20 protein-coding genes are annotated in these 19,511 nt (G+C 73.5%); 11 read left to right on the plus strand and 9 right to left on the minus strand.

What is annotated here, in order from left to right; genetic code table 11:
* Window positions 1-154: 154 nt before the first annotated feature.
* On the minus strand, window positions 155-991 hold the full coding sequence (locus ACIA3K_RS05650; RefSeq protein ID WP_396799378.1) for an undecaprenyl-diphosphate phosphatase: 837 nt from the start codon (window positions 989-991) through the stop codon (window positions 155-157).
* A complete protein-coding gene (locus ACIA3K_RS05655) occupies window positions 988-2,040 on the minus strand; it encodes an LLM class F420-dependent oxidoreductase (RefSeq protein WP_396799379.1) in 1,053 nt (350 codons plus the stop codon). The genes ACIA3K_RS05650 and ACIA3K_RS05655 overlap by 4 nt, the downstream gene beginning before the upstream one ends.
* Window positions 2,041-2,227: 187 nt before the next feature.
* On the opposite strand from ACIA3K_RS05655, the gene ACIA3K_RS05660 reads away from it, so the two are divergent.
* Both ACIA3K_RS05660 and ACIA3K_RS05665 read left to right on the plus strand, forming a co-directional pair.
* Complete coding sequence (locus tag ACIA3K_RS05660; RefSeq protein ID WP_396799380.1) at window positions 2,228-3,199, plus strand: aldo/keto reductase; 972 nt, start codon at window positions 2,228-2,230, stop codon at window positions 3,197-3,199.
* Window positions 3,200-3,299: 100 nt separating this feature from the next.
* Window positions 3,300-3,491, plus strand: coding sequence for a DUF5703 family protein (locus ACIA3K_RS05665; RefSeq protein ID WP_039906151.1), 192 nt, complete (start codon window positions 3,300-3,302; stop codon window positions 3,489-3,491).
* An 84-nt stretch (window positions 3,492-3,575) separates the two neighbouring features.
* Here ACIA3K_RS05665 and ACIA3K_RS05670 read toward each other — a convergent pair whose 3' ends face one another.
* Complete coding sequence (locus tag ACIA3K_RS05670) at window positions 3,576-4,235, minus strand: hypothetical protein (RefSeq protein ID WP_396799381.1); 660 nt, start codon at window positions 4,233-4,235, stop codon at window positions 3,576-3,578.
* A gap of 42 nt (window positions 4,236-4,277) precedes the next feature.
* Entirely contained in the window at window positions 4,278-5,606 is a 1,329-nt protein-coding gene (locus tag ACIA3K_RS05675) for a M20/M25/M40 family metallo-hydrolase (RefSeq protein WP_396799382.1), read from the minus strand.
* Window positions 5,607-5,780: 174 nt separating this feature from the next.
* On the opposite strand from ACIA3K_RS05675, the gene ACIA3K_RS05680 reads away from it, so the two are divergent.
* The gene (locus ACIA3K_RS05680; protein WP_396799383.1) at window positions 5,781-6,389 is read left to right on the plus strand and encodes a hemerythrin domain-containing protein; all 609 of its coding nucleotides are present in this window, start codon (window positions 5,781-5,783) and stop codon (window positions 6,387-6,389) included.
* A gap of 87 nt (window positions 6,390-6,476) precedes the next feature.
* Window positions 6,477-7,448, plus strand: coding sequence for a LysR substrate-binding domain-containing protein (locus ACIA3K_RS05685; RefSeq protein ID WP_396799384.1), 972 nt, complete (start codon window positions 6,477-6,479; stop codon window positions 7,446-7,448).
* A 3-nt stretch (window positions 7,449-7,451) separates the two neighbouring features.
* Here ACIA3K_RS05685 and ACIA3K_RS05690 read toward each other — a convergent pair whose 3' ends face one another.
* On the minus strand, window positions 7,452-8,582 hold the full coding sequence (locus ACIA3K_RS05690) for an FAD-dependent oxidoreductase (protein ID WP_396799385.1): 1,131 nt from the start codon (window positions 8,580-8,582) through the stop codon (window positions 7,452-7,454).
* Window positions 8,583-8,606: 24 nt separating this feature from the next.
* On the opposite strand from ACIA3K_RS05690, the gene ACIA3K_RS05695 reads away from it, so the two are divergent.
* Window positions 8,607-9,323 (plus strand): TetR/AcrR family transcriptional regulator, encoded by a 717-nt coding sequence (locus ACIA3K_RS05695; protein ID WP_396799386.1) that lies wholly within the window; start codon window positions 8,607-8,609, stop codon window positions 9,321-9,323.
* Window positions 9,324-9,384: 61 nt separating this feature from the next.
* On the plus strand, window positions 9,385-9,630 hold the full coding sequence (locus ACIA3K_RS05700; protein WP_266241928.1) for a hypothetical protein: 246 nt from the start codon (window positions 9,385-9,387) through the stop codon (window positions 9,628-9,630).
* 55 nt (window positions 9,631-9,685) lie between these two features.
* On the opposite strand, the gene ACIA3K_RS05705 is transcribed toward ACIA3K_RS05700, so the two are convergent.
* Genes ACIA3K_RS05705 through ACIA3K_RS05715 form a run of 3 tightly spaced genes read right to left on the minus strand, consistent with a single transcriptional unit; the run spans window position 9,686 to window position 12,764 of the window.
* Entirely contained in the window at window positions 9,686-10,036 is a 351-nt protein-coding gene (locus tag ACIA3K_RS05705) for a DUF3140 domain-containing protein (RefSeq protein WP_234582023.1), read from the minus strand.
* Complete coding sequence (locus tag ACIA3K_RS05710) at window positions 10,036-10,209, minus strand: hypothetical protein (protein ID WP_357122105.1); 174 nt, start codon at window positions 10,207-10,209, stop codon at window positions 10,036-10,038. The genes ACIA3K_RS05705 and ACIA3K_RS05710 overlap by 1 nt, the downstream gene beginning before the upstream one ends.
* Window positions 10,206-12,764, minus strand: a complete 2,559-nt coding sequence (locus ACIA3K_RS05715; RefSeq protein WP_396799387.1) for an ATP-dependent Clp protease ATP-binding subunit — start codon at window positions 12,762-12,764, stop codon at window positions 10,206-10,208. Before ACIA3K_RS05715 ends, ACIA3K_RS05710 begins: the two co-directional genes overlap by 4 nt.
* A gap of 138 nt (window positions 12,765-12,902) precedes the next feature.
* On the opposite strand from ACIA3K_RS05715, the gene ACIA3K_RS05720 reads away from it, so the two are divergent.
* From ACIA3K_RS05720 to ACIA3K_RS05740, 5 genes are all read left to right on the plus strand, one after another.
* Window positions 12,903-13,283, plus strand: coding sequence for a hypothetical protein (locus ACIA3K_RS05720; protein WP_396799388.1), 381 nt, complete (start codon window positions 12,903-12,905; stop codon window positions 13,281-13,283).
* 152 nt (window positions 13,284-13,435) lie between these two features.
* Window positions 13,436-13,696: a hypothetical protein gene (locus tag ACIA3K_RS05725; protein WP_007076395.1), complete on the plus strand. Its 261-nt coding sequence runs from the start codon at window positions 13,436-13,438 to the stop codon at window positions 13,694-13,696.
* Between the two features lie 6 nt (window positions 13,697-13,702).
* On the plus strand, window positions 13,703-14,740 hold the full coding sequence (locus ACIA3K_RS05730; protein ID WP_396799389.1) for a hypothetical protein: 1,038 nt from the start codon (window positions 13,703-13,705) through the stop codon (window positions 14,738-14,740).
* Window positions 14,733-17,408, plus strand: a complete 2,676-nt coding sequence (locus ACIA3K_RS05735; protein WP_396799390.1) for an FtsK/SpoIIIE domain-containing protein — start codon at window positions 14,733-14,735, stop codon at window positions 17,406-17,408. The genes ACIA3K_RS05730 and ACIA3K_RS05735 overlap by 8 nt, the downstream gene beginning before the upstream one ends.
* On the plus strand, window positions 17,405-18,067 hold the full coding sequence (locus ACIA3K_RS05740; protein ID WP_396799391.1) for a hypothetical protein: 663 nt from the start codon (window positions 17,405-17,407) through the stop codon (window positions 18,065-18,067). The genes ACIA3K_RS05735 and ACIA3K_RS05740 overlap by 4 nt, the downstream gene beginning before the upstream one ends.
* 91 nt (window positions 18,068-18,158) lie before the next feature.
* Here the strand turns inward: ACIA3K_RS05740 and ACIA3K_RS05745 are convergent, their stop codons facing one another.
* Window positions 18,159-19,394, minus strand: coding sequence for a cupin domain-containing protein (locus tag ACIA3K_RS05745; protein ID WP_396799392.1), 1,236 nt, complete (start codon window positions 19,392-19,394; stop codon window positions 18,159-18,161).
* Between the last annotated feature and the right edge of the window lie 117 nt (window positions 19,395-19,511).

Below are 19,511 nucleotides of genomic sequence, written 5' to 3' on the forward strand. Positions count from 1 at the left end.
AGACCGTCCAGGTCTCCGCCTACCCCGACGCCTACGCCCAGTGGGAGCAGCAGGCCACCGACCTCGTCGCCCACAACTGGAACAGCTAAGAAACCGCAGATGGCCGGCACCCGACAACGGGCGCCGGCCATCGCCGTTTCTTCGGTACGAGCGGTCAGGTGGCGCTGATCGTGCCGGTTAGCAGGAGAGCCAGAACGAGGGTGCCCAGCGCGACCCGGTACAGGACGAAGACGTACAGGGTGTGGTGGGCGACGTAGCGCAGCAGCCAGGCGATCGCCGCGTACCCGATGCCGAAGGCGATGAGGGTGGCCACGATCGTCTGGGCCACCGTGGGCACGGACGTGCCCGGGGCGGACGGTTCGAAGACGTCCCCGAGGCTGAACACCCCGGACATCACCACCGCCGGGATGGCCAGCAGGAACGAGTAGCGCGCCGCCGCCTCCCGGGTCAGATTGAGCAGCAGGCCGGCGGTGAGCGTCCCCCCGGAGCGGGACACGCCGGGGACCAGCGCCATCGCCTGGGCGAAGCCCATCACGATGCCGTCCTTCATCCGGAAGTTCTCCAGCGTGCGCGTCTGCCGACCCCAGTACTCGGCGAAGGCCAGCACGAACGCGAACACGATCAGCGTGGTCGACACCACCCAGAGGTTGCGCCCCGCCGTCTTGATCTGGTCCTTGAAGAGGAACCCGAACAGCCCGATGGGGATCGAGCCGACGATCACGTACCAGCCCATCCGGTAGTCCAGGCTCGAACGCACGGACTTGTCCCTGAGGCCGACCAGCCAGGTGCGGGTGATCCGCCAGATGTCCTTCGCGAAGTAGATCAGCACGGCGGCCTCGGTGCCGAGCTGGGTGACCGCGGTGAACGACGCGCCCGCGTCGCGGTCGAAGAAGATCGCCGAGGTGATCCGCAGATGCCCCGACGAGCTGACCGGCAGGAACTCGGTCAGCCCCTGGACGATGCCCAGGACGATGGCCTCAACCCAGGTCACTCGCCGACTCCCGAGAGCTCGAGAGCCTCGGCGACGGTCCGCAGGGTCTGCACACCGCTGTCCCGGTCGGCCACGAACAGGGACACCGACAGCGTGGTGACGCCGGATTCGGCGTACTCGCGCATCCTCTCGGCGATGCGCTCCTTCGGGCCGAGCAGCGACGTACGGTCGATGAACTCCATGGGTACGGCGGCGGCGGCGTCGCGCTGGCGCTTGGCCAGGTACAGGTCCTGGACCTCGCGGGCGGCGTCGCCGTAGCCCATCCGGGTGGCGAGCTGGTTGTAGAAGTTCTGCTGCCGGCTGCCCATCCCGCCGACGTAGAGCGCGGCGTACCAGCGGACCAGCTCGGCACAGGAGGCGACGTCGTCGCCGACGACGACCGGGACGGACGGCACCACGTCGAAACCGGCCAGTTCCTTGCCAGCCTTGGCCCGACCGGCGGAGACGGCGGCGAGGTGCTCGTCGGCGAACTCCGGGGCGTAGAACACGGCGAGCCAGCCGTCGGCGATCTCGCCGGCCAGCTCCAGGTTCTTCGGGCCGACCGCGGCCAGGTAGATCGGGATGTGCTCGCGGGGCGGGTGGAAGCTCAGCCGCAGCGCCTTGCCGGGGCCGTCGGGCAGCGGCAGCGTGTAGTGCTCACCGTCGTACGCCACCTCCTTGCGGGCGATGGCCAGCTTGACGATGTCGACGAACTCGCGGGTGCGGCCCAGAGGCTTGGCGAACCGTACGCCGTGCCAGCCCTCGGAGACCTGCGGGCCGGAGACGCCGAGGCCGAGCCGGAACCGGCCGCCGGACAGGGCGTCGATGGTGGCGGCCGTCATCGCGGTGGCCGCCGGTGTACGGGCGGGGATCTGCATCACCGCCGAGCCCACGTCGATCCGTTGCGTCTGGCCGGCCATCCAGGCGAGCATGCTGGGCGAGTCGGAGCCGTACGCCTCCGCCGCCCACACCACCGAGTAGCCGAGGCGGTCCGCCTCCTGGGCCAGCGCCAGGTGGTCGGCCGGCGTACTCCACGCTGTCTGGTAACCAAGGCTGAGCCCGAGTCGCACTGGTCCTCCCCCATCCGTGGCACAGGTCGCACCAGGTTACGCAATGCCGAAAACGGACCCGATCACCGGCTCACCGCCAATGATCCCCCGTCCGTCGCGGTGCCTTCCGGAGGCGGAACCGGCAGAACCGGCAGAGATGACGGGAGCGAGGATATCCGTGGCGGCGGGTTCGAAATAAGGTTCACCCATGCAACAGCGACCGCTCGGCCGAAGCGGGCTGGCGGTTTCGCGGCTCGCGCTCGGCACCATGACCTGGGGCCGGGACACCGACGCCGACGATGCGGCCGCCCAGCTGAAGAGTTTCCTGGACGCGGGCGGCAACCTGATCGACACCGCCGACGTGTACGGCGACGGCGACGCCGAGTCGGTGATCGGGTCGCTGCTGGGCGCCCTCGTCCCGCGCGACGAGCTGCTGATCGCCACGAAGGCGGGGTTGCGTCCGGGCAGCGCCCGGCGGCGCGACGGCTCCCGGGGTCACCTGCTGCGCACCCTGGAGGCGTCGCTGCGTCGGCTCGGCACTGACCACGTCGACCTGTTCCAGGTGCACGGGTACGACACGGACACCCCCCTGGAGGAGACCCTCGCGGCGCTGGACCACGCGGTGGCCAGCGGAAAGGTCCGTTACGTGGGTGTGTCGAACTTCTCCGGCTGGCAGACCGCGCGGGCCGCCGCCTGGCAGACGGCCTGGCCGGGGCGGGCGCCGGTGGTCGCCACCCAGGTGGAGTACTCGCTGCTGGAGCGGGGGGTGGAGCGGGAGGTCCTGCCGGCCGCTGACGCGCTGGGCCTCGGCGTGCTGCCCTGGTCGCCGTTGGGTCGGGGGGTACTCACCGGCAAGTACCGGCACGGGCGTCCGGCTGACTCCCGGGCCGCCTCCCCGCACTTCGAGCGGTTCGTCTCCACCTACCTGGAGCCGCGCTGCTCCAGCATCGTGGAGGCGGTGGCGACCGCGGCCGGCGGGCTGGGGGTCTCGCCGCTGGAGGTGGCGCTGGCCTGGATCCGGGACCGGCCCGGGGTGACCGCGCCGATCCTGGGCGCCCGGACGGTCGGGCAACTGCTCGGCGCGTTGCAGGTCGAGCGCATCACGCTGCCCGAGGAGATCACCACGGCGTTGGAGGACGTCTCCGGGGTGCCGGTCGGCTACCCCGAACGCGACGGGTGACCCGGGACGACCCAAGGACGGGACGAAACAGGCACGGCAGCGGCGTCGGTCACCCTCCAGGGGGTGGCGGACGGCCGCCGGGCTGGGCAGCATGGGTGGCATGGACTACGAGTACGCGCCGCTACGGTTGCCGCCGAACGTCGACCGGTTGACCGCAGCGGCGCAGTTGGCGATCCAGGCGGAGTTCTCCGGATGGGAGTTGGCCCGGGTACGGCTGTTCCGGGACGGCACGCGGCAGGTCATGTTGCGCCGTCGGCGGGTCAACCAGCCGCAGCCGGGCCTGTCGTACTGACACCCGGCCGGGGCACCACGACGGAACGCCCGGGACCCGAACCGCGTACGGTCGGGCCCCGGGCGTCGTACGGCCTGGAACCAACTAGTGCTGGTGCCCGGCGTGGTCGTGGTCGTCGTCGAGTTCCAGGAACGGGTGCTCGTCGAGCCGACCGACGAGCCGGTCGTCACTGGCCGGCTGGAACGGGCCGACCGCATCGTCGTCGTCGAACGACTCCAGGTCGACCGGGGTGCCCACCTCGCTGACCATCACCACCCCGTCGAGCGGTTCCAGCTCCGGGACGTCCAGCGCGCCGAGCGAGCCGTCGCCGCTCTGCAGCAGCTCCAGCACCGCTTCACCGACGCCCTCCACCGGCGCCGGCTCGTCGTCCTCGGGGGTGCCCTCGCGGCGGGCCGCCTCGGCCGCCCGCAGCAGCGCGGAGATGCTCGGCACCCGGTAGTCGCGGCGTTGGCGCACCGAGATCACGCGGGGGTGCGGGTCGCTGGCCTCGACACCGTCGCCGCCGAAGCGCTCGTCGGCCTCGTCCGGATCGATCGAGTCGACGTCCCACGGCGTGACCTCACCGAAGGCGTCGAGGAGCTGCTCGTCGTAGGCGAAGGAGGCGTTGTTCAACGCCACGTACGCCTGCCAGACGTCGTCGTCGTCGACGCGGCCCTGCGCGGCGCGTACGGCGGCCAGGTGGTGGCGGGCCGCTTCGATCACCCGCTCGAGTGCGGCGTCCAGCTCACCGTGCTGGTCGGTCATGTGGGGCAGTCCCTTCACGATGGGGAGGTAACGCGGACACTGCTAGCAGGTGCGGAGGAACCGGTCGAGAACCCGCACGCCGAACTGTAGTCCGTCGACCGGAACGCGCTCGTCGATGCCGTGGAACAACGCGGAGAAGTTCAGGTCGGCGGGCAGCCGCAGCGGCGCGAACCCGAAGCAGCGGATGCCGAGCGTCGAGAACGCCTTCGCGTCGGTGCCGCCGGAGAGCATGTACGGCACCGGCCGCGCCCCCGGGTCCTCGGCGCGCAGCGCCGCCGACATGGCCTCGACGAGGTCGCCGTCGAAGGTGGTCTCCAACGCGGGCTGCCGCTGGACGTACTCGATGTCGATGTCCGGGCCGACCAGCTCGCGCAACTGCCGCTCGAGCAGCTCGGACTGGCCGGGGAGGCTGCGGCAGTCGATGGTGGCGGTGGCGCGGCCCGGGATGACGTTGTCCTTGTAGCCGGCGGCGAGGCGCGTCGGGTTGGCCGTGTTGCGGATGGTCGCCCCGATGATGTTGGCGATCGGGCCGAGCTTGGCGATGGCGACCTCCGGGTCCTCCGGGTCCAGCTCGATGCCGAGCAGGTCGGAGACCTCGGTCAGGAACGCCCGTACGGTGTCGGTCACCACCACCGGGAAGCGGTGCCGGCCGATGCGGGCCACCGCCTCGGCGAGGGCGGTGACGGCGTTGTCGTCGTGCACCATCGACCCGTGCCCGGGTCGACCCTTGGCGTGCAGCCGCAGCCAGTCGATGCCCTTCTCGGCGGTCTCGATGAGGTAGAGGCGCTGGCTGTCGTTGACCGAGTAGGAGAACCCGCCGACCTCGCCGATCGCCTCGGTGCAGCCGTCGAAGAGGTCGCGGTGGTTCTCGACCAGGAAACGCGCGCCGTAGTCGCTGCCCGCCTCCTCGTCGGCGGTGTACGCGAGGACGATGTCGCGCGGGGGCCGGACGCCGGTGCGCTGCCAGTGCCGCACCACGGCGAGCACCATCGCGTCGAAGTCCTTCATGTCGATGGCGCCGCGACCCCACAGGTAGCCGTCGCGCTGCTCGCCGGAGAACGGGTGCACCGACCACTCGTCGGCGTCGGCGGGCACCACGTCCAGGTGGCCGTGCACCAGCAGGGCCTCCCGGCTCGGGTCGGCGCCGGGGATGCGGGCCACCACGTTCGCCCGGCCGGGCGCGGACTCGTGCAGGACCGACTCGATGCCCACCTCGGCGAGCTTCTCCGCCACGTACTCGGCCGCGCGGCGTTCGCCGACGCTGGTGTCGTTGTCACCGGTGTTGGTGGTGTCGATGCGCAGCAGGTCTCGGCAGAGGTCCACGACCTCCGCGGTGGGGTCCGGTCGGGCGGAGGCGGCGTCGCTCGTCATCGCCCCTTCATACCAGCCCGGAGTTACCGGCGGGCCGGCGCACCGACGGGGACGCGGCCGGGCATCCAGGTCCACGAATCGGGCGGCGGTTTCGCGGCGGCCGCGTTCGGGTACCGCCGCCCCTGACCACACATCCCCTGCCGGAGCTTCCGCCCGCCAGTCGAGGAGGGCATCATGTCCGCCGTTCCCCTGCCCCCGTTGCCGCCCACGCCCGCCCCCGACGAGGGTTACCGGCCCGGCGGCCGCAGCGTCGCCGACATCGTGGACCGCGAGCACCGGCAGTTGCTGACCCTCGTGGACCAGCTCAGCGGCCCGGACGCGACGCCGAACGAGGCCCTCGCGGTGCTCACCGCCGCGCTGTCGCGGCACATCTCCGCCGAGGAGCAGTACCTGCTGCCGGCGGTGCGGGCGGCGCTGCCGGCCGAGGCCGCCCGGGTGGACGCGGAGATCGACGGTGACGCGGCGCTGCTGGCCGCCCTCAAGGGGCTGAACGACGAGAGCGTGACCGAGGTCGCCGAGCGGGTCCGTCGCCACGTCGACGGGGTGGGCGCGCTCGTCACCGAGCTGCGCGCGGTGGCGACGTCGGAGGAGCTGATCCGGTTGGGCAACCGGTTGGAGATCGCCGAGGAGGCCGCGCCGACCCGGCCACACCCCGGCACTCCGGCCACCCCGCCGTGGAACCGCATCGTCGAGCCGGCGGTGGGCGTGGTCGACAAGCTCCGCGACGCGGTGACGCGGCGGCCGACGTACCTGAAGGACCTGCCGGAGCCGCCGCGCGACTGAAGGCGCGGCCGCACCACAGAATGCATTCAATGTCACCGATCCACTTGGCCCCTTCCGCCGGCTGCGACGTGGTCCTACCGTCACCGTATGAACCTGGAGCTGCGACACCTACGGGTGGTCTGCGCGATCGCGGAGACAGGGAGTGTGACCAAGGCGGCGTCGGCCCTCGGGCTCGCCCAGCCGGCGCTGACCGCCCAGCTCCAGCGGATCGAACGGACGCTGGGCGGACCGCTGTTCGACCGGGACCGGCGCGGCGCCCGCCCCACCGCGCTCGGTGAGCTGGTGCTCGCCCGGGCCCGGGTGCTGCTGCCGGCCATGAAGGGCCTGCAGGACGAGGCGGCGCGGCTGGCCGGCGCCGCCGAGGTGTCCCGCTGCTACCGGCTCGGCGGCGTGAACAGCCCGATCCTGGGCCGTCTGGTGCACCGGCTCGCCGCCGAGCAGCCGCCCGCCCAGATCACCACGTACGCCTCGTGGTCGGTGGACGAGCTGGCGCAGTTGGTGGCCGGCGGACGGTTGGACTTCGCCCTCACCGGCGTCTGCGGCGACGCCACCCCGTCGGCCGAGTTCGGGTTGCGGTGGCGGGAGGTGGCCGTCGATCCGGTGCTGGTCCTGCTGCCGGCGAGCCACCCACTCGCCGACCGGGACGAGGTGCGCCTGGCCGACCTGCGCCACGAGCAGTGGGTGGCGGCGCCCGGCGACGGCTGCTTCGGCGACTGTTTCGCCGCCGCCTGCGCCCGCGCCGGCTTCACCCCGCGCAAGGTGTACGAGACCGACATCCGCGGCTGCGTCGACCTGGTGGACGCGGGCGTGGCGGTGGCCCTGTGCCAGGCGACGTTCCGGCCGGTGGCCGGTCTGGTCACCCGGCGGTTGGCCGGTGTCCCGCTGCGCTGGCGACTGCTGCTGGGGTGGCATCCGGAGTCGCCCGCCGCCCGCGACGCGGAGCTGCTGCTGGCCACGGCGAAGGCGGCGTACACCGACTCGCTGGCGTCGCACCCCACCTACCTGGACTGGCTGGTGCGCAATCCGGCCTTCGGCGTCCGGCAGCCCAGCGCGGCGTGAGGCCTACTGCCCGACGGGCTCGGCGGGACGCCGCGTGAAGAAGCGGACGAGGTCGTCGGCCGCCGTCGGGGACAGCATCATCGCCTGGACCCGTGCGCACATCTCGGCGATCGGCTGGACCCTGGCGAACATCGCCTCCTCGTACGCCCGGATCGCCGCGTCCGGGTCGCCCGGGTGGACGACGAGTTCGTGGGCGAGTTCGGCGGCGTCCAGCATGGCCTGGTTGGCGCCCTCGCCGACCGGGGGCATGAGGTGCGCGGCGTCACCGAGCAGGGTGACTCCCGGCTGGTGGACCCAGCGCGCGCCGACCGGCATCGCCTCGACCCGGCGCGGCGTCGGCGCGTCGTCGCCGGCGTCGATGAGCGCGACCAGGCGCGCGTCCCAGCCGTCGAAGAGGGCCCGTAACGCGTCCTTGCTGCGGTAGGCGTCCAGGTCACGACTTTCGGCACGGAGGGAGATGCCGACCCGGATGCTGCCGTCGCCGAGGCGCTGGGCGGCGAGGATCTGGTTGACGCCGACGCACCACAGGTTGCCGGGGCCGACCATCTCGGCGAGATCCGGGTGGCGTCGGTCCGCGTCGCCGATGGTGAGATCCACGTGGGTGGAGACGTACGTCAGTGGCGCGTCGATCAGCAGCGGTCGGACCACCGAGCGGGCGCCGTCCGCGCCGACGAGGACGTCGCACTCGACGCGACGACCGTCGTCGAAGGTCAGCAGGAAACCGCCGCCGGCGGGTCGCGGCGTCGCCCCGACGAGGCGATGACCCCAGGCGACCGCGTCGGACGGGAGCGCGTCGAGCAGAAGATGACGCAGCACGGTGCGGTCGATCTCCGGACGTCCGTCGAACGAGCCGGGGCGCGGCGTGTGGTGCACGAGCGTGCGCCCGCCGAGGTCGAGGATGCGGTGCTCCTCGCCCTCGGGCCGGGCCGACGACCGGAACTCCTCGCCGAGGCCCGCCTCGGCGAGGGCGCGCTGCCCGGACTCCGGGTGCAGGTCGAGCATCCCGCCCTGCGAGCGCGCGGCCCGGTCCGCCTCGCGTTCGTGGACCACCGCATCGATGCCGTGCAGGTGCAGGATCCGTGCCAGCGTCAGTCCGCCCAGGCCGCCGCCCACGATCGCCAGTCGCATCACCATGCTCCTTACCGTACGCTGTATTGCGTGGATACACCGTACGGTGGCGAAGTGGTGCCCGTGTGGGAACGGCCCGAGCCCCGCCCGCGGGCGACGCCGGTGCCGCTGAGCCGCGCGAAGATCGCCGACACGGCGATCCGGCTCGCCGACGCGCACGGCCTCGACGGCCTGTCGGTCCGCCGGATCGCCAAGGAACTCGGCGTCGGTCCGATGCGCCTCTACGACTACGTGACCAACCGGTCAGAGCTGCTCGACCTGATGGTCGACGCCGTCTACGCCGAGATCGCCGAGGGCGGTCCACCACCCGGGTGGCGTGCCACGGTGCTGGCCATCGTGCGACGGACCCGCGCCGCCGCCCTCGACCACGAGTGGTTCTCCGACCTGCTGGGCGGTCGACCGCAGTTGGGGCCACACGCGCTCGCCGTGGGCGAGTCGACGGCCGCGGCGCTCAGCCAGGCCCCCGCCGTACGCGACGTCGACGACCTCCAGCGGGCCCTGGGCGCCCTCAACGCCTTCATCATCGGAGCGCTGCGGCGGGAGGTCACCGAGCGACGTACCGCCCGGGCCACCGGCACCGAGTTGAGCGCCTGGCAGGCCAGCCTCGGCCCCTACCTGACGCGCATGCTCGACACGGGCCGCTACCCCACGATCGCCCGGCTCGTCGTCGACGGCGCGCACCTCGACGCCGAGGAGACCTTCGACCACAACCTGACCACCCTCCTGGACGGCATCGCCGGCCGGTGAGGTGAGGCGAGACGAGGGCCACCGCCGGTGCGAACCGCCGCTGTCCGGGTATCTGGCGGACATGACCGATCTCTACCCGCCCGCCGACGACCGCGAACTGCTCCGCCAGGCCGCCGCCGCGCACACCGCCGCCACCCGCCAGGTGGAGGCGTTCCTGCGCCGGCTCCCGGAGGTGCCCGACCCGGCCGACGTCACCGAGTACGCCAACCTGCTCACCCGCGAGGACCAGACCCGGGGCGAGCGCGACGCCGCCGCCGACGCGGCGGGGCTGACCATCGGCAGCCTGGAGCCCGACCAGGGCCAGTAGGGCGCGACGACGGCGCCGACCCGAACCGGGTCGGCGCCGTCAGGTACGGCCGCGCTCAGCGTTCCACGAGCGGATCGTGCCCGAGGTCGAGCAGCGAGTGCCGCCACTCGTCGTCGGCGTTGCCGCGCCGGGGCTTGGCGTCCATCAGCTCGCGGATCCGCTCGACCGCCTCGCGCATCACCTCGATGTCCTCCGGCGTGAGGTCGACCTTGCGCTTGTTGAGCACCTTGAGGATCTCCCGCCCCGGCTGGGGCAGATCCAGGTCCGGGTTCGGACTGAACGACTCCTCCCCCGATCCCCTGGTCAACAGCCAGGTGCGCAGCTGCTCCGACGGGACGTTGACCTCGGCGTGGAAGTCCTCCCAGAGCACTTCCACCTCGGGGTCGAGCCGCGTGTCGCGTACCATCACGTCTCCTCTCGCGTCTCCGGGTCGTCCTGGTCGGTCTTGGGGTGCAGGCCCTCGGCTGGCACCCGCGTCCGACGTGGATTGGCCGTCGGGGGCGCCAGGATCGGGTCGGGGTGCTCGTCCGCGTCCTCGTGCGGCTCGTCGTGGTCCTCGCGTCCCGCCGGCCCGCTCATCGTGGATGTGTTGTCGTGGCGGCGGTGTAGCCCCGCTCGCCCGCGGTCACCTCGAAGGTGAGTTGCCCGTCGCGGGCGTCCACGACGACCTTCTGGCCGGGTGAGATCGCCGATTCCAGCAGCATCCGGGACAGGTGGTTGTCGACCTCGCGCTGGATCACCCGGCGCAGCGGACGGGCGCCGAACTCCGGCTGGTAGCCGTGCTCGGCGAGCCAGTCCACCCCGGCGGTGGTGAACTCGACCTGGATGTCCTGGGCGTGCATCCGGCGGCGGGTCTCCTCCAGCAGCAGCGCGGTGATGTCACGCAACTGCTCGGCCTCCAGCCGACGGAAGATGATGACCTCGTCGATGCGGTTGAGGAACTCCGGGCGGAAGTTCTCCTGCAGGCGGCGCATCAACCGCTCGCGCAGCTCGTCGTTCTCCTGCTCGCTGCCGGGCGCGCCGGTGCCGAAGCCGACGGCACGTTGGGTGCCGGTGATCAGCTCGGAGCCGAGGTTGCTCGTCATGATCAGAACGGTGTTCTTGAAGTTCACCGTACGGCCCTGGCTGTCGGTGAGCCGCCCGTCGTCGAGCACCTGGAGCAGGATGTTGAACACGTCCGGATGCGCCTTCTCGATCTCGTCGAGCAGCACCACCGCGTACGGGCGGCGGCGTACCGCCTCGGTGAGCTGGCCGGCCTCCTCGTAGCCGACGTACCCGGGTGGGGCACCGACCAGCCGGCTCACCGTGTGCCGCTCCTGGAACTCGCTCATGTCGACCCGGACCATGCGGTCCGCCTCGCCGAACAGCGCCTCGGCCAGGGCCCGGGCCAGCTCGGTCTTGCCGACGCCGGTGGGGCCGAGGAACAGGAAGCTGCCCATCGGACGCTCCGGGTCGGCCAGCCCCGCCCGGGAGCGGCGGACCGCCTCGGCCACCGCGGTGACCGCGTCGTCCTGGCCGACCACCTTCTCGTGCAGGTGACCCTCCAGGCGCAGCAGCCGGTCGCGTTCCTCCTCGGTGAGCTGGCTGACCGGGATGCCGGTGGCCCGGGAGACCACCTCGGCGATCTCCTGCGGACCCACCTCGGGCACCTGCGAGGACGACGGGCCGTCCTCGCCGTTGGCACGCCGGATCTCCCCCTCCAGCTCGGAGATCCGGTCGCGCAGCGCCGAGGCCCGCTCGTACTGCTCGTCGGTGACGGCCTGCTCCTTGTCGCGGCGTACGTCGTCGAGCTCCTGTTCCAGCTCCCGTACGTCGGACGCCGGGGTACGGGTGCGCAGCCGCACGCGCGCGCCGGCCTGGTCGATGAGGTCGATCGCCTTGTCCGGCAGGAACCGGTCGGTGACGTACCGGTCGGACAGCTCGGCGGCGGTGACCAGCGCCTCGTCGGTGAAGCGCACCTGGTGGTGCGCCTCGTACCGGTCCCGCAGGCCGCGCAGGATCGCGATCGTGTCGTCGATGCTCGGCTCGGGCACCAACACGGGCTGGAACCGCCGTGCCAGCGCGGCGTCCTTCTCGATGCTCTTGCGGTACTCGTCAAGCGTGGTCGCGCCGATCACCCGCAGCTCGCCCCGCGCCAGGGCGGGCTTGAGCATGTTGGACGCGTCCATCCCGCCCTCGCTGCCGGCGCCACCCGCGCCGACCAGGGTGTGGATCTCGTCCATGAAGATGATCAGCTCGTCGCGGTGCGCGCGGATCTCGTCGATGACCTTCTTGAGGCGTTCCTCGAAGTCACCCCGGTAGCGGGTGCCGGCGACCAGGCCGGCGAGGTCGAGTTGGACGACCCGCTTGCCGAGCAGGGTCTGCGGCACGTCCCCGTCGCAGATCCGCTCGGCCAACCCCTCGACGATGGCGGTCTTGCCGACACCGGCCTCGCCGATGAGTACCGGGTTGTTCTTGGTCCGGCGGGACAGGATCTCCACGGCCTGCTCGATCTCGTCGGCCCGGCCGATCACCGGGTCGATCTGGTCGTTGCGGGCCAGGTCGGTGAGGTCCTGGCCGTACTGGTCGAGGGTGGGCGTACCCCGGTCCGGCTTCGGTCCGTTCATCGGGCCGCGCTCGGCGTTGGCGGCCTGCAACGACTCGGGTTGGATCCGACCGGCGGCCAGCATCCGCCCGGCGGGCGACTCGGGGTTGAGCGGCAGGGCCATCAGGATGTGCTCGGGGCCGATGTAGTTCGCGCCCATCGCCCGGGACAGCTGGTGGGCGTCGAGCAGCGCCCGCTTGGCCGCCGGGGTCAGCGACAGGTTCGGCGGCACCTCGCCGCGCGGCGCGCCGTCGCCCTTGCCGCCGAGCGCGTTGAGCAGGGTGTCCGGGTCGGCGCCGGCCCGGCGGACCAGGTCCCGCAGCGGTTCGCGTTGCAGCGCGGCCCAGAGCAGGTGGTCGGTGTCCAGGTCGTTGCTCTGCCGCTGCGCGGCGCGACGGGCCGCGTCGGCCAGCATCTCCCGCGCGTCCGCGGTCATCAGTCGGGTGATGTCGACCCGGTGCGGCGGTCGGCGTCCTCCCTCGCCCCGGCCGAAGTACCGAGCCAGGAACTCGTCCCACGGGTCGGAGCCGAGATCACCGGGTCCCATCATGTCTCTCCTCCGCAGTCGGGCGCGGCACGGTCGGCAGGGGCTACCCGGCACCCGGCGCGACAAACGCCGCAGGCGGTGTCGCACCTCTCCGTGGAGTGGCGTCCGGCCGCTTCGGTCGCGTGGTGGCAGGCTGGTGGCATGACGGAGAACCCGCTGCTGATCGTGGACGGCGCCAACGTGGTGGGCTCGCGCCCCAACGGGTGGTGGCGGGACCGGGCCGGGGCCGCCGCCCGGCTGCGGGACGCCCTCGCGCCGGTGGCCGCCGAAGGGCTGCCCGCCCGGTTGACGGCACCGGTCGACGTGGTGCTCGTGGTCGAGGGCGCGGCGCGGGACGTGCCCGGCATCGACGAGGTACGCGTGGTCTCCGCCCCCGGTTCGGGGGACGACACGGTGGTCGAGCTGGTGCAGGCGGCCCCGCAGCGCCGCCGGCTGGTGGTCACCGCCGACCGGGAGCTACGCGAGCGGGTCACCGCCCTGGGCGCCGAGGTGTACGGCCCCCGCTGGCTCCGCGAGAACTGAGAGTTTCTCGCACTGGGACTCCCACAGAACGGACTCCCGGCACTTCACGGGGGTTAACGGTCAGGCGGGCATCAACACCGCCAGGGCGGATGTTCTCCCGGGAACGCCGATAGGCTCTAATGGAGATCTCCCCGCCCCCAGGAGGTTCCGCCGTGGCGAGCGTCGCCGAGCTGAAGGCTGCCATCGATGTCGCCCTCCAACAGATCGGTGACGGGCAGACAGCCGTCCAGGCGGCGGGTGAGAAGCTGGCCGAGGCGCAACAGACCCTGGCCGGCGCGCTGGAGGGAAGCGGCCACGAGACGGTCGAGGCGGCCCAGGCCTCGCTGACACAGGCCAGCCAGGAGCTGGAGGAGTGTCTCGCCGCGACACTGGTCGCGGTGGAGCAGGCCCAGCTCTACGTCTCCACCCTGTAGGCCGACATGTCCATCATCGAGGACATCGGCGGTCAGGTCCGCGCGGCCAGCGAGGAGTTCCCGGTGGGTCTGCTCGGTCAGGCTCTGGAGAAGTTCGGCCTGGCCGCCGAGCGGCTGCGCTGGGTCCGCCAGGAGTCGGCAAACCCCATGGGGGTGCCCGAGCTGTCCGCCGCCACCGAGCACGCCGAGAGCGCGAACTACGCGCTTCGGGTGGCGCAGGAGCAGCTGTCGGCGTACCTGGCCGCGATCGGGTTGGCCGCCGACGGCGCGCCGGCACCCCGACCGCAGCAGCGCGACCAGCGCCACGACGAGGCGCCGTCGGACGGACCCACCACCGTGGAGCCGGAGCGGCCCGAGCAGGTACGGATGCGTCGTTGGTGGTCCGTGCGGGTGGCCGAGCTGACCGGCGGGCGCGAGACCGGCGCGGACGAACCCGACGAGCGGCTACGCGACTCGGCGGAGCTGCTGCGCCGGGTCGTGGGCGGCGTACGCGCTGGTGACCGCGACCGACTGCGGACCGAGCTGCGCCGCGCGCCGGCCGATGTGGGCCTCGGCATGGCGGCGCTCGCGCCACCGTTGCTGCGCGAGCTGGCCGGTGAGCTGCTGGGGCACCCGCCCCGCGCCAGCGACCTCGGCCGGCTGCGCGGGGAGCTGGACGGCCGGGTACGGGACCTGCTGCCCGGGCTGCCACCGCCGGTGCTGGAGACGCTGCTGACCCGGGTGTGCCGGATGCCGCCGCCACGCTCGTCCGGGGAGCCGCCGCACGCCGCCGACTCGGCCGTGGCCGCCGGGGTGACGGCCGGGCTGCTGCTCGCCCGGCTGGGCCGGGACCTGCCCGCCGGAACGCTGCGGGCCGCCGCCGAGCCGGACGCGGTCCCGACTCCACGCCGCGACGACAAGCGCGCCGGCGGTCCACCCGGCGGCGGCGCGAGCCCACGCCCGAACGTCCCGCGCGCCAGTGGGCAGGCGTCGGGTGGGGTCGTACCGCCGCGTACGGGCAGCCCGTGGCGGGACGCGCCGGCTCGCCGGGGCTCCGATGGCTGACCGGCGCGGGCAGCTCGCCGCCCGGGTCCGGGACTCCCTCGCCGAGGCGCTGGGCGCCACCCGTACCCGGCTGTCGGCCGCGCAGGCCGACCTGAGCGCCGGGCGCGAGCGGCTCGCCCGGGTCCGCCGGGCCGCCGCCGCCGTACCCGAGCGGGTCGGCGGCCAACGCGACCGCCGCCTCGCCGAGATCGACGCCCGGCACGCCACCCGCATCGCGGAGCTGGCCCGACACGCCGCCGACGCCGCCCGCCAGGAAGCGCCCGGCTGTGCCGGCGCCGACTGGCCGGGCTGGACCCCCACGCCCGTGCGCCGGTCCGAGCCACCCGGCGCGCTGCGGGTCGGCACGGTCCGGCTCGACGACGTCGAGCCGGTGCCCGCGCTGGTGCCGCTGCTCGACGCCGGGCACGTCCACCTGTCCGGCGACGACCGCGCCGGCTGCGACGCCGTGGTGTCCGCGCTGCTGCTGCGGGCCGTCGGCCGCGCCGACCCCGGTGGGGTACGACTGATCGGGTACGACCCGGAGCACCTCGGCGGCGGCCTGGCCGGGTTCGCGCCCCTGGTCACGGCGGGGCTGCTCACCTTCGTCGGCCCGGGCGGTCTGGGCCCGCTCCTGGACGACCTGGTCGAGCAGATCCGGCGGATCAACGAGACGGTGCTGGCCGGCGAGTACGGATCCCTGCGGGAGCTGGCCTCGGCTACCGGCCGTCGCCCCGAGCCGTGGCGGGTGGCGGTGCTGCTCGGCGGCGACGAGTTGAACCGGCACGAGCGCGGGCAGCTCGACCGGGTGGTTCGCGCCGGCGCGGCCTGCGGGGTGCACCTGGTGGTCCGTGGCATCTCGCTGCCCGACGACCCGACGGTGACCCGGGTGGTGGCGGACGCGTCGGGCGCCCGGATCGGCGGCCCGTCGGGCCTGTCGGTGCGACTGGACCCGCCGCCGCCGGCGACTCTGGTCACCGAGACCTGCCGCGAGGTCGCCGCCCAGGTGAACGCCGGCCCGCCGCCGACGCCCTTCGGCGACCTGTTGCCGCCGCCGGAGATGATGTGGCGGGAGAACTCGGCGGACGGCCTGACCGTGCCGATCGGCGAGGGACCGCAGGGTCGGCCGGTACGCCTGACGCTCGCCGACTACCCGCCGCACGCCCTCATCGGAGGGCCGTCCGGCACCGGCAAGACGAACCTGATCTTCGCGTGGATCGGCGCGCTGGCGGCCCGCTACTCCCCCGCCGAGCTGGAGTTCTATCTGCTGGACTTCAAGGAGGGCGTGTCCTTCGCCCGCTTCGCGCAGGGTCGGCGTGACCCGAGCTGGCTGCCACACATGCGCCTGGTCGGGATCAACGTCAACACCGACCGGGAGTTCGGGCTGGCGCTGCTGCGCTTCCTCGCCGAGGAGCTGCGGCGGCGGGCCGACGCGGCCAAGAAACACGAGGTCACCAAGCTCGCCGAGCTGCGCGCGGTGGACCCGACCGGGCACTGGCCGCGGATCGTCGCGGTGGTCGACGAGTTCCAGATGCTGCTGGCCGGCCGTGACGTGGTGGCCCGGGAGGCCGCCGACCTGCTGGAGGACCTGGCCCGCCGCGGCCGGTCGCAGGGCATCCACCTGGTGCTCGCCTCCCAGGACGTCCGGGGCATCGAGGCGCTGTGGGGGCGTCCCGCGCTGGTGGCGCAGTTCGCCCTGCGGATCGCGCTGCCCAAGGCGTTGCGGATCCTCGCCGAACGCAACGACGTGGCGCAGTCACTGCCACGCTGGCACGCAGTGGTCAACGCCGAGTCGGGCATGGTCGAGGGCAACGAGGTCGCCCGGATCCCGGCCGCCAGCGACTGGGAGACGTGGAGCGGCCTGCAACACCGCCTGTGGCGGATGCGCCCGCCGGACGCGGCCCCGGCCCGGCTCTTCGACGGTGACGCGATCCCCCGGCTCACCGACGCCCCCGACTTCCGGGCCCTCGAAGCCCCGGCGGACGGCCGCGCGCCGCGCAACCCGGTGGCCCTGCTCGGCGAGATCATCGACGTGCAGGCGCGTTCGGCGTCGCTGCGGCTGCCCCGCGCGCCCGGGCGCAACCTGGCGGTGCTCGGCACGCGGGTGGACGAGGCGTGCGCGGTGCTGGACGCGGCGGCCCGGTCACTGGCGCGCCAGCACCCGCCGGGCACCGCCCGCTTCTCGATCGCCTGCCTCGACCCGGACGCCGACGGCATGGCCCGGACGCTCTACGAAGACCTGGCCGACGACGCCGCCTGGTACGACGAGGAGACCGTCGGCGAGTTGATGTCCGAGACGGCCGACGGGCTGTCCAGCGCGGGCAGCCCGCACTACCTGCTGCTGTTCGCGGTCGACGCGGCGGCCGGCGCCCTCGCGGCGCGGACGGGCCGGCGCACGGGCCTGGAGCAGTTGCGCCGGATCCTGCACGACGGGCCGGAGCGGCGTACCCACGTGCTGGCCTGGTGGCGGGGCGTGGCGCGGATGCGCGCCGACCTGGGCGGTCCCGCCGCCCGTACCGATCAGATCGGGGCCTGGGTGGCGTTGGACGCGCACGGCGGTGAGCTGGGCGCGTCGCTCTATCCGGGCACCGGTGGCCCGGACTGGTATCCCCGCCCGTGGCGGGGGCTCTTCTTCGATCGGGCCGTGCACCGCACCGGTCACGTGATCATTCCCTATGGACCGTCGCGATGAACGAGCCGGTGGCCAGTGAGACGTACACGGCGCAGCTACGACGGCTCGCCGAGCTGACCGCGCGGGTGCGCGAGCAGCGCGCCGAGGCGCACACCTGGTACGAGCGGCAGTGCGCGGCGGCCGAACGCGCGGTCGACGAGGCCGTCGCCGAGGTGCGACGTGCCGAGCAGGAGCTGGTCGACGCCCGCGAGGAGCAGGAACGGGTGGACGCCGAGGTGGCGCACCTGTGGCAGCAGGCCCGTGCCCGGCTGGGCGCCCAGCGCATCGGCGGACCGCCCGTACCGGCGAACGGCAGTGCCCCCGCCGACCCGGCGTTGCTGCTCGGCCGGGTTCGTGACCTGCTGAACCGGGCCGGGCAGCCGGGTGAGCTGCCGGGCTCGGTCAACCCGTTGCTGGCGCTGTGCGGGGTGGGCGGCGCGGTGCTCGGGTACGCGCTGGGCGTCGCCGCGCGGGCGCTCGGCGTCGGGTACGGCGGCGACCTGGCGGTCGGCCTGCCGGTGCTGGCGCTGGTGGTGACGCTGCTCGGGCCGCTGATGGGGCTCGCGCCGGCGCGGGCGCTGGCCGACCGCCGGCACGCGATGCTCGGCCCTCGACCGATCATGGTGGTACTCGGCGCCGGCCTGCTCACAACGGTGCTGCTCCTGGCGCTGGGCCGCTGACCGACCCCCTCTTCTCCGGTTGATCAAGAGGTTTGCGTCATCGACCCGGCGTGTCGTGACGCGAACCTCTTGATCAACGGCCTGGAGAGGGTCAGGCCGGCACCAGGACGGCTTCGCGCAGGAGGCGGCGGGCCAGGGTGACCCGGTCGGCGTCGTCCGGCAGGCCGGGCAGGTCACCGACCCGGACGGCGGTGCCGCTGAGCAGCGTGCGGGTGGCCGGCTCGCAGTCGGCGGGCAGCGTGATCGTGCGGTCGAACAACCGTAGTGCCACCTGGCTGTCCCCGTGCGGCGCGAGCTGCCAGCGCAGGCCGGGCCGCAGGACGAGCCGCGAGTCGGCGTCCAGCGCGGCCAGCGCGCCGGCCTGGGCGAGCGGACGGATCGGGGCCGGGCGGGCCGCCGGCCAGGCACGCTGGCGCAGCCGCGCGGCGACCGCGCGCGGGTCGGCCCGCAGCAGCCAGTCGCGCAGCGCCTCCACGGTCTCGGTCAGCTCCGGCTCGATGGCGTCCGGGTCGGCGACGTCGGTGCCGAACGGCAGGCTGGCCCGTAGCCGCTGGTCCTCGGCGGCCAGCGCGAGCAGCTCCTCGACGAGCGCGTAGCGGGTCAACGCGCGGATGCCCACGGTCAGGTGCAGCGAGCTGGCCTCCTGCGCCTGGGCGCTGTGCAGCCACCCGCGCGGCAGGTAGAGGGCGTCGCCGGGCGCGAGCACCACGTCCAGCGCGGCGGGACCCTGCGCGGTGGCGCCGACCTCGTCGGCGCGGCCGCCCCACGGCTGCTTCTCCAGCGGGTCGGGCAGCACCGGCGGGTGGATCCGCCAGTGCTTGCGGCCGTCCACCTGGAGCACGAACACGTCGTGGGTGTCGTAGTGGGTGGCGAAACCCTGGCTGCCCGCCGGGGTGAGGTAGGCGTTGACCTGCAACGGCTGACGCAGCGCGAGGCCCAGGTCGCGGGCGAAGTCCACCAGCGGCGGCCAGATCCGGTGCAGGCCCTGCACCACCAGGGTGGCACCGCCGGCGTACTGCTCGAGGATCCGCTCGTCGAGCACCTGGTCGCCGATCTCGGCGCCGGCCCCGCCGCCGCCGGTCCAGCGGGCCGCCGGCACAAGCTGTCCGTCCTTGGCGACGCGCAGGAAAGGGGTACGCAGACCGCGCCGGCTGAGCAGCTCGTCGGCGTCGTCCGGGCTGAAGAGGTCGGTGAACCCGGCCGGGTCGGGCAGCTCGGCGGCGCGGGACAGCAGCGGGGTGTGGCCCCAGTGCGCGGCGGCGAACTTGGCGGGCTCGACCGACACACAGCGCGCCAGCGCGGCGACGGCCGCGCCGTCGGGGGCCACGGACGGAACCGCCGGGGGGGCGGGGGGGGGGGGGGGGGGGGGGGGGGTTCCGTGATGGCCGGGCGGGCGGGGTCGCCCGGGGGCGCCCGGCCCGCGAGGACCGGGGGCGGGACCAAC

This window comes from Micromonospora sp. NPDC051543 (genome assembly GCF_044454415.1).
In the GTDB taxonomy this organism is placed as follows: Bacteria; Actinomycetota; Actinomycetes; order Mycobacteriales; family Micromonosporaceae; genus Micromonospora.

Bases quoted from the DNA above. Each gene is read 5' to 3' on its own strand.
- ACIA3K_RS05660 (WP_396799380.1), top strand. From the start codon at position 2,228: ATGCAACAGCGACCGCTCGGCCGAAGCGGGCTGGCGGTTTCGCGGCTC.
- ACIA3K_RS05665 (WP_039906151.1), top strand. From the start codon at position 3,300: ATGGACTACGAGTACGCGCCGCTACGGTTGCCGCCGAACGTCGACCGG.
- ACIA3K_RS05670 (WP_396799381.1), bottom strand. From the start codon at position 4,235: ATGACCGACCAGCACGGTGAGCTGGACGCCGCACTCGAGCGGGTGATC.
- ACIA3K_RS05675 (WP_396799382.1), bottom strand. From the start codon at position 5,606: ATGACGAGCGACGCCGCCTCCGCCCGACCGGACCCCACCGCGGAGGTC.
- ACIA3K_RS05680 (WP_396799383.1), top strand. From the start codon at position 5,781: ATGTCCGCCGTTCCCCTGCCCCCGTTGCCGCCCACGCCCGCCCCCGAC.
- ACIA3K_RS05685 (WP_396799384.1), top strand. From the start codon at position 6,477: ATGAACCTGGAGCTGCGACACCTACGGGTGGTCTGCGCGATCGCGGAG.
- ACIA3K_RS05690 (WP_396799385.1), bottom strand. From the start codon at position 8,582: ATGGTGATGCGACTGGCGATCGTGGGCGGCGGCCTGGGCGGACTGACG.
- ACIA3K_RS05700 (WP_266241928.1), top strand. From the start codon at position 9,385: ATGACCGATCTCTACCCGCCCGCCGACGACCGCGAACTGCTCCGCCAG.
- ACIA3K_RS05705 (WP_234582023.1), bottom strand. From the start codon at position 10,036: ATGGTACGCGACACGCGGCTCGACCCCGAGGTGGAAGTGCTCTGGGAG.
- ACIA3K_RS05710 (WP_357122105.1), bottom strand. From the start codon at position 10,209: ATGAGCGGGCCGGCGGGACGCGAGGACCACGACGAGCCGCACGAGGAC.
- ACIA3K_RS05715 (WP_396799387.1), bottom strand. From the start codon at position 12,764: ATGATGGGACCCGGTGATCTCGGCTCCGACCCGTGGGACGAGTTCCTG.
- ACIA3K_RS05720 (WP_396799388.1), top strand. From the start codon at position 12,903: ATGACGGAGAACCCGCTGCTGATCGTGGACGGCGCCAACGTGGTGGGC.
- ACIA3K_RS05730 (WP_396799389.1), top strand. From the start codon at position 13,703: ATGTCCATCATCGAGGACATCGGCGGTCAGGTCCGCGCGGCCAGCGAG.
- ACIA3K_RS05735 (WP_396799390.1), top strand. From the start codon at position 14,733: ATGGCTGACCGGCGCGGGCAGCTCGCCGCCCGGGTCCGGGACTCCCTC.
- ACIA3K_RS05740 (WP_396799391.1), top strand. From the start codon at position 17,405: ATGAACGAGCCGGTGGCCAGTGAGACGTACACGGCGCAGCTACGACGG.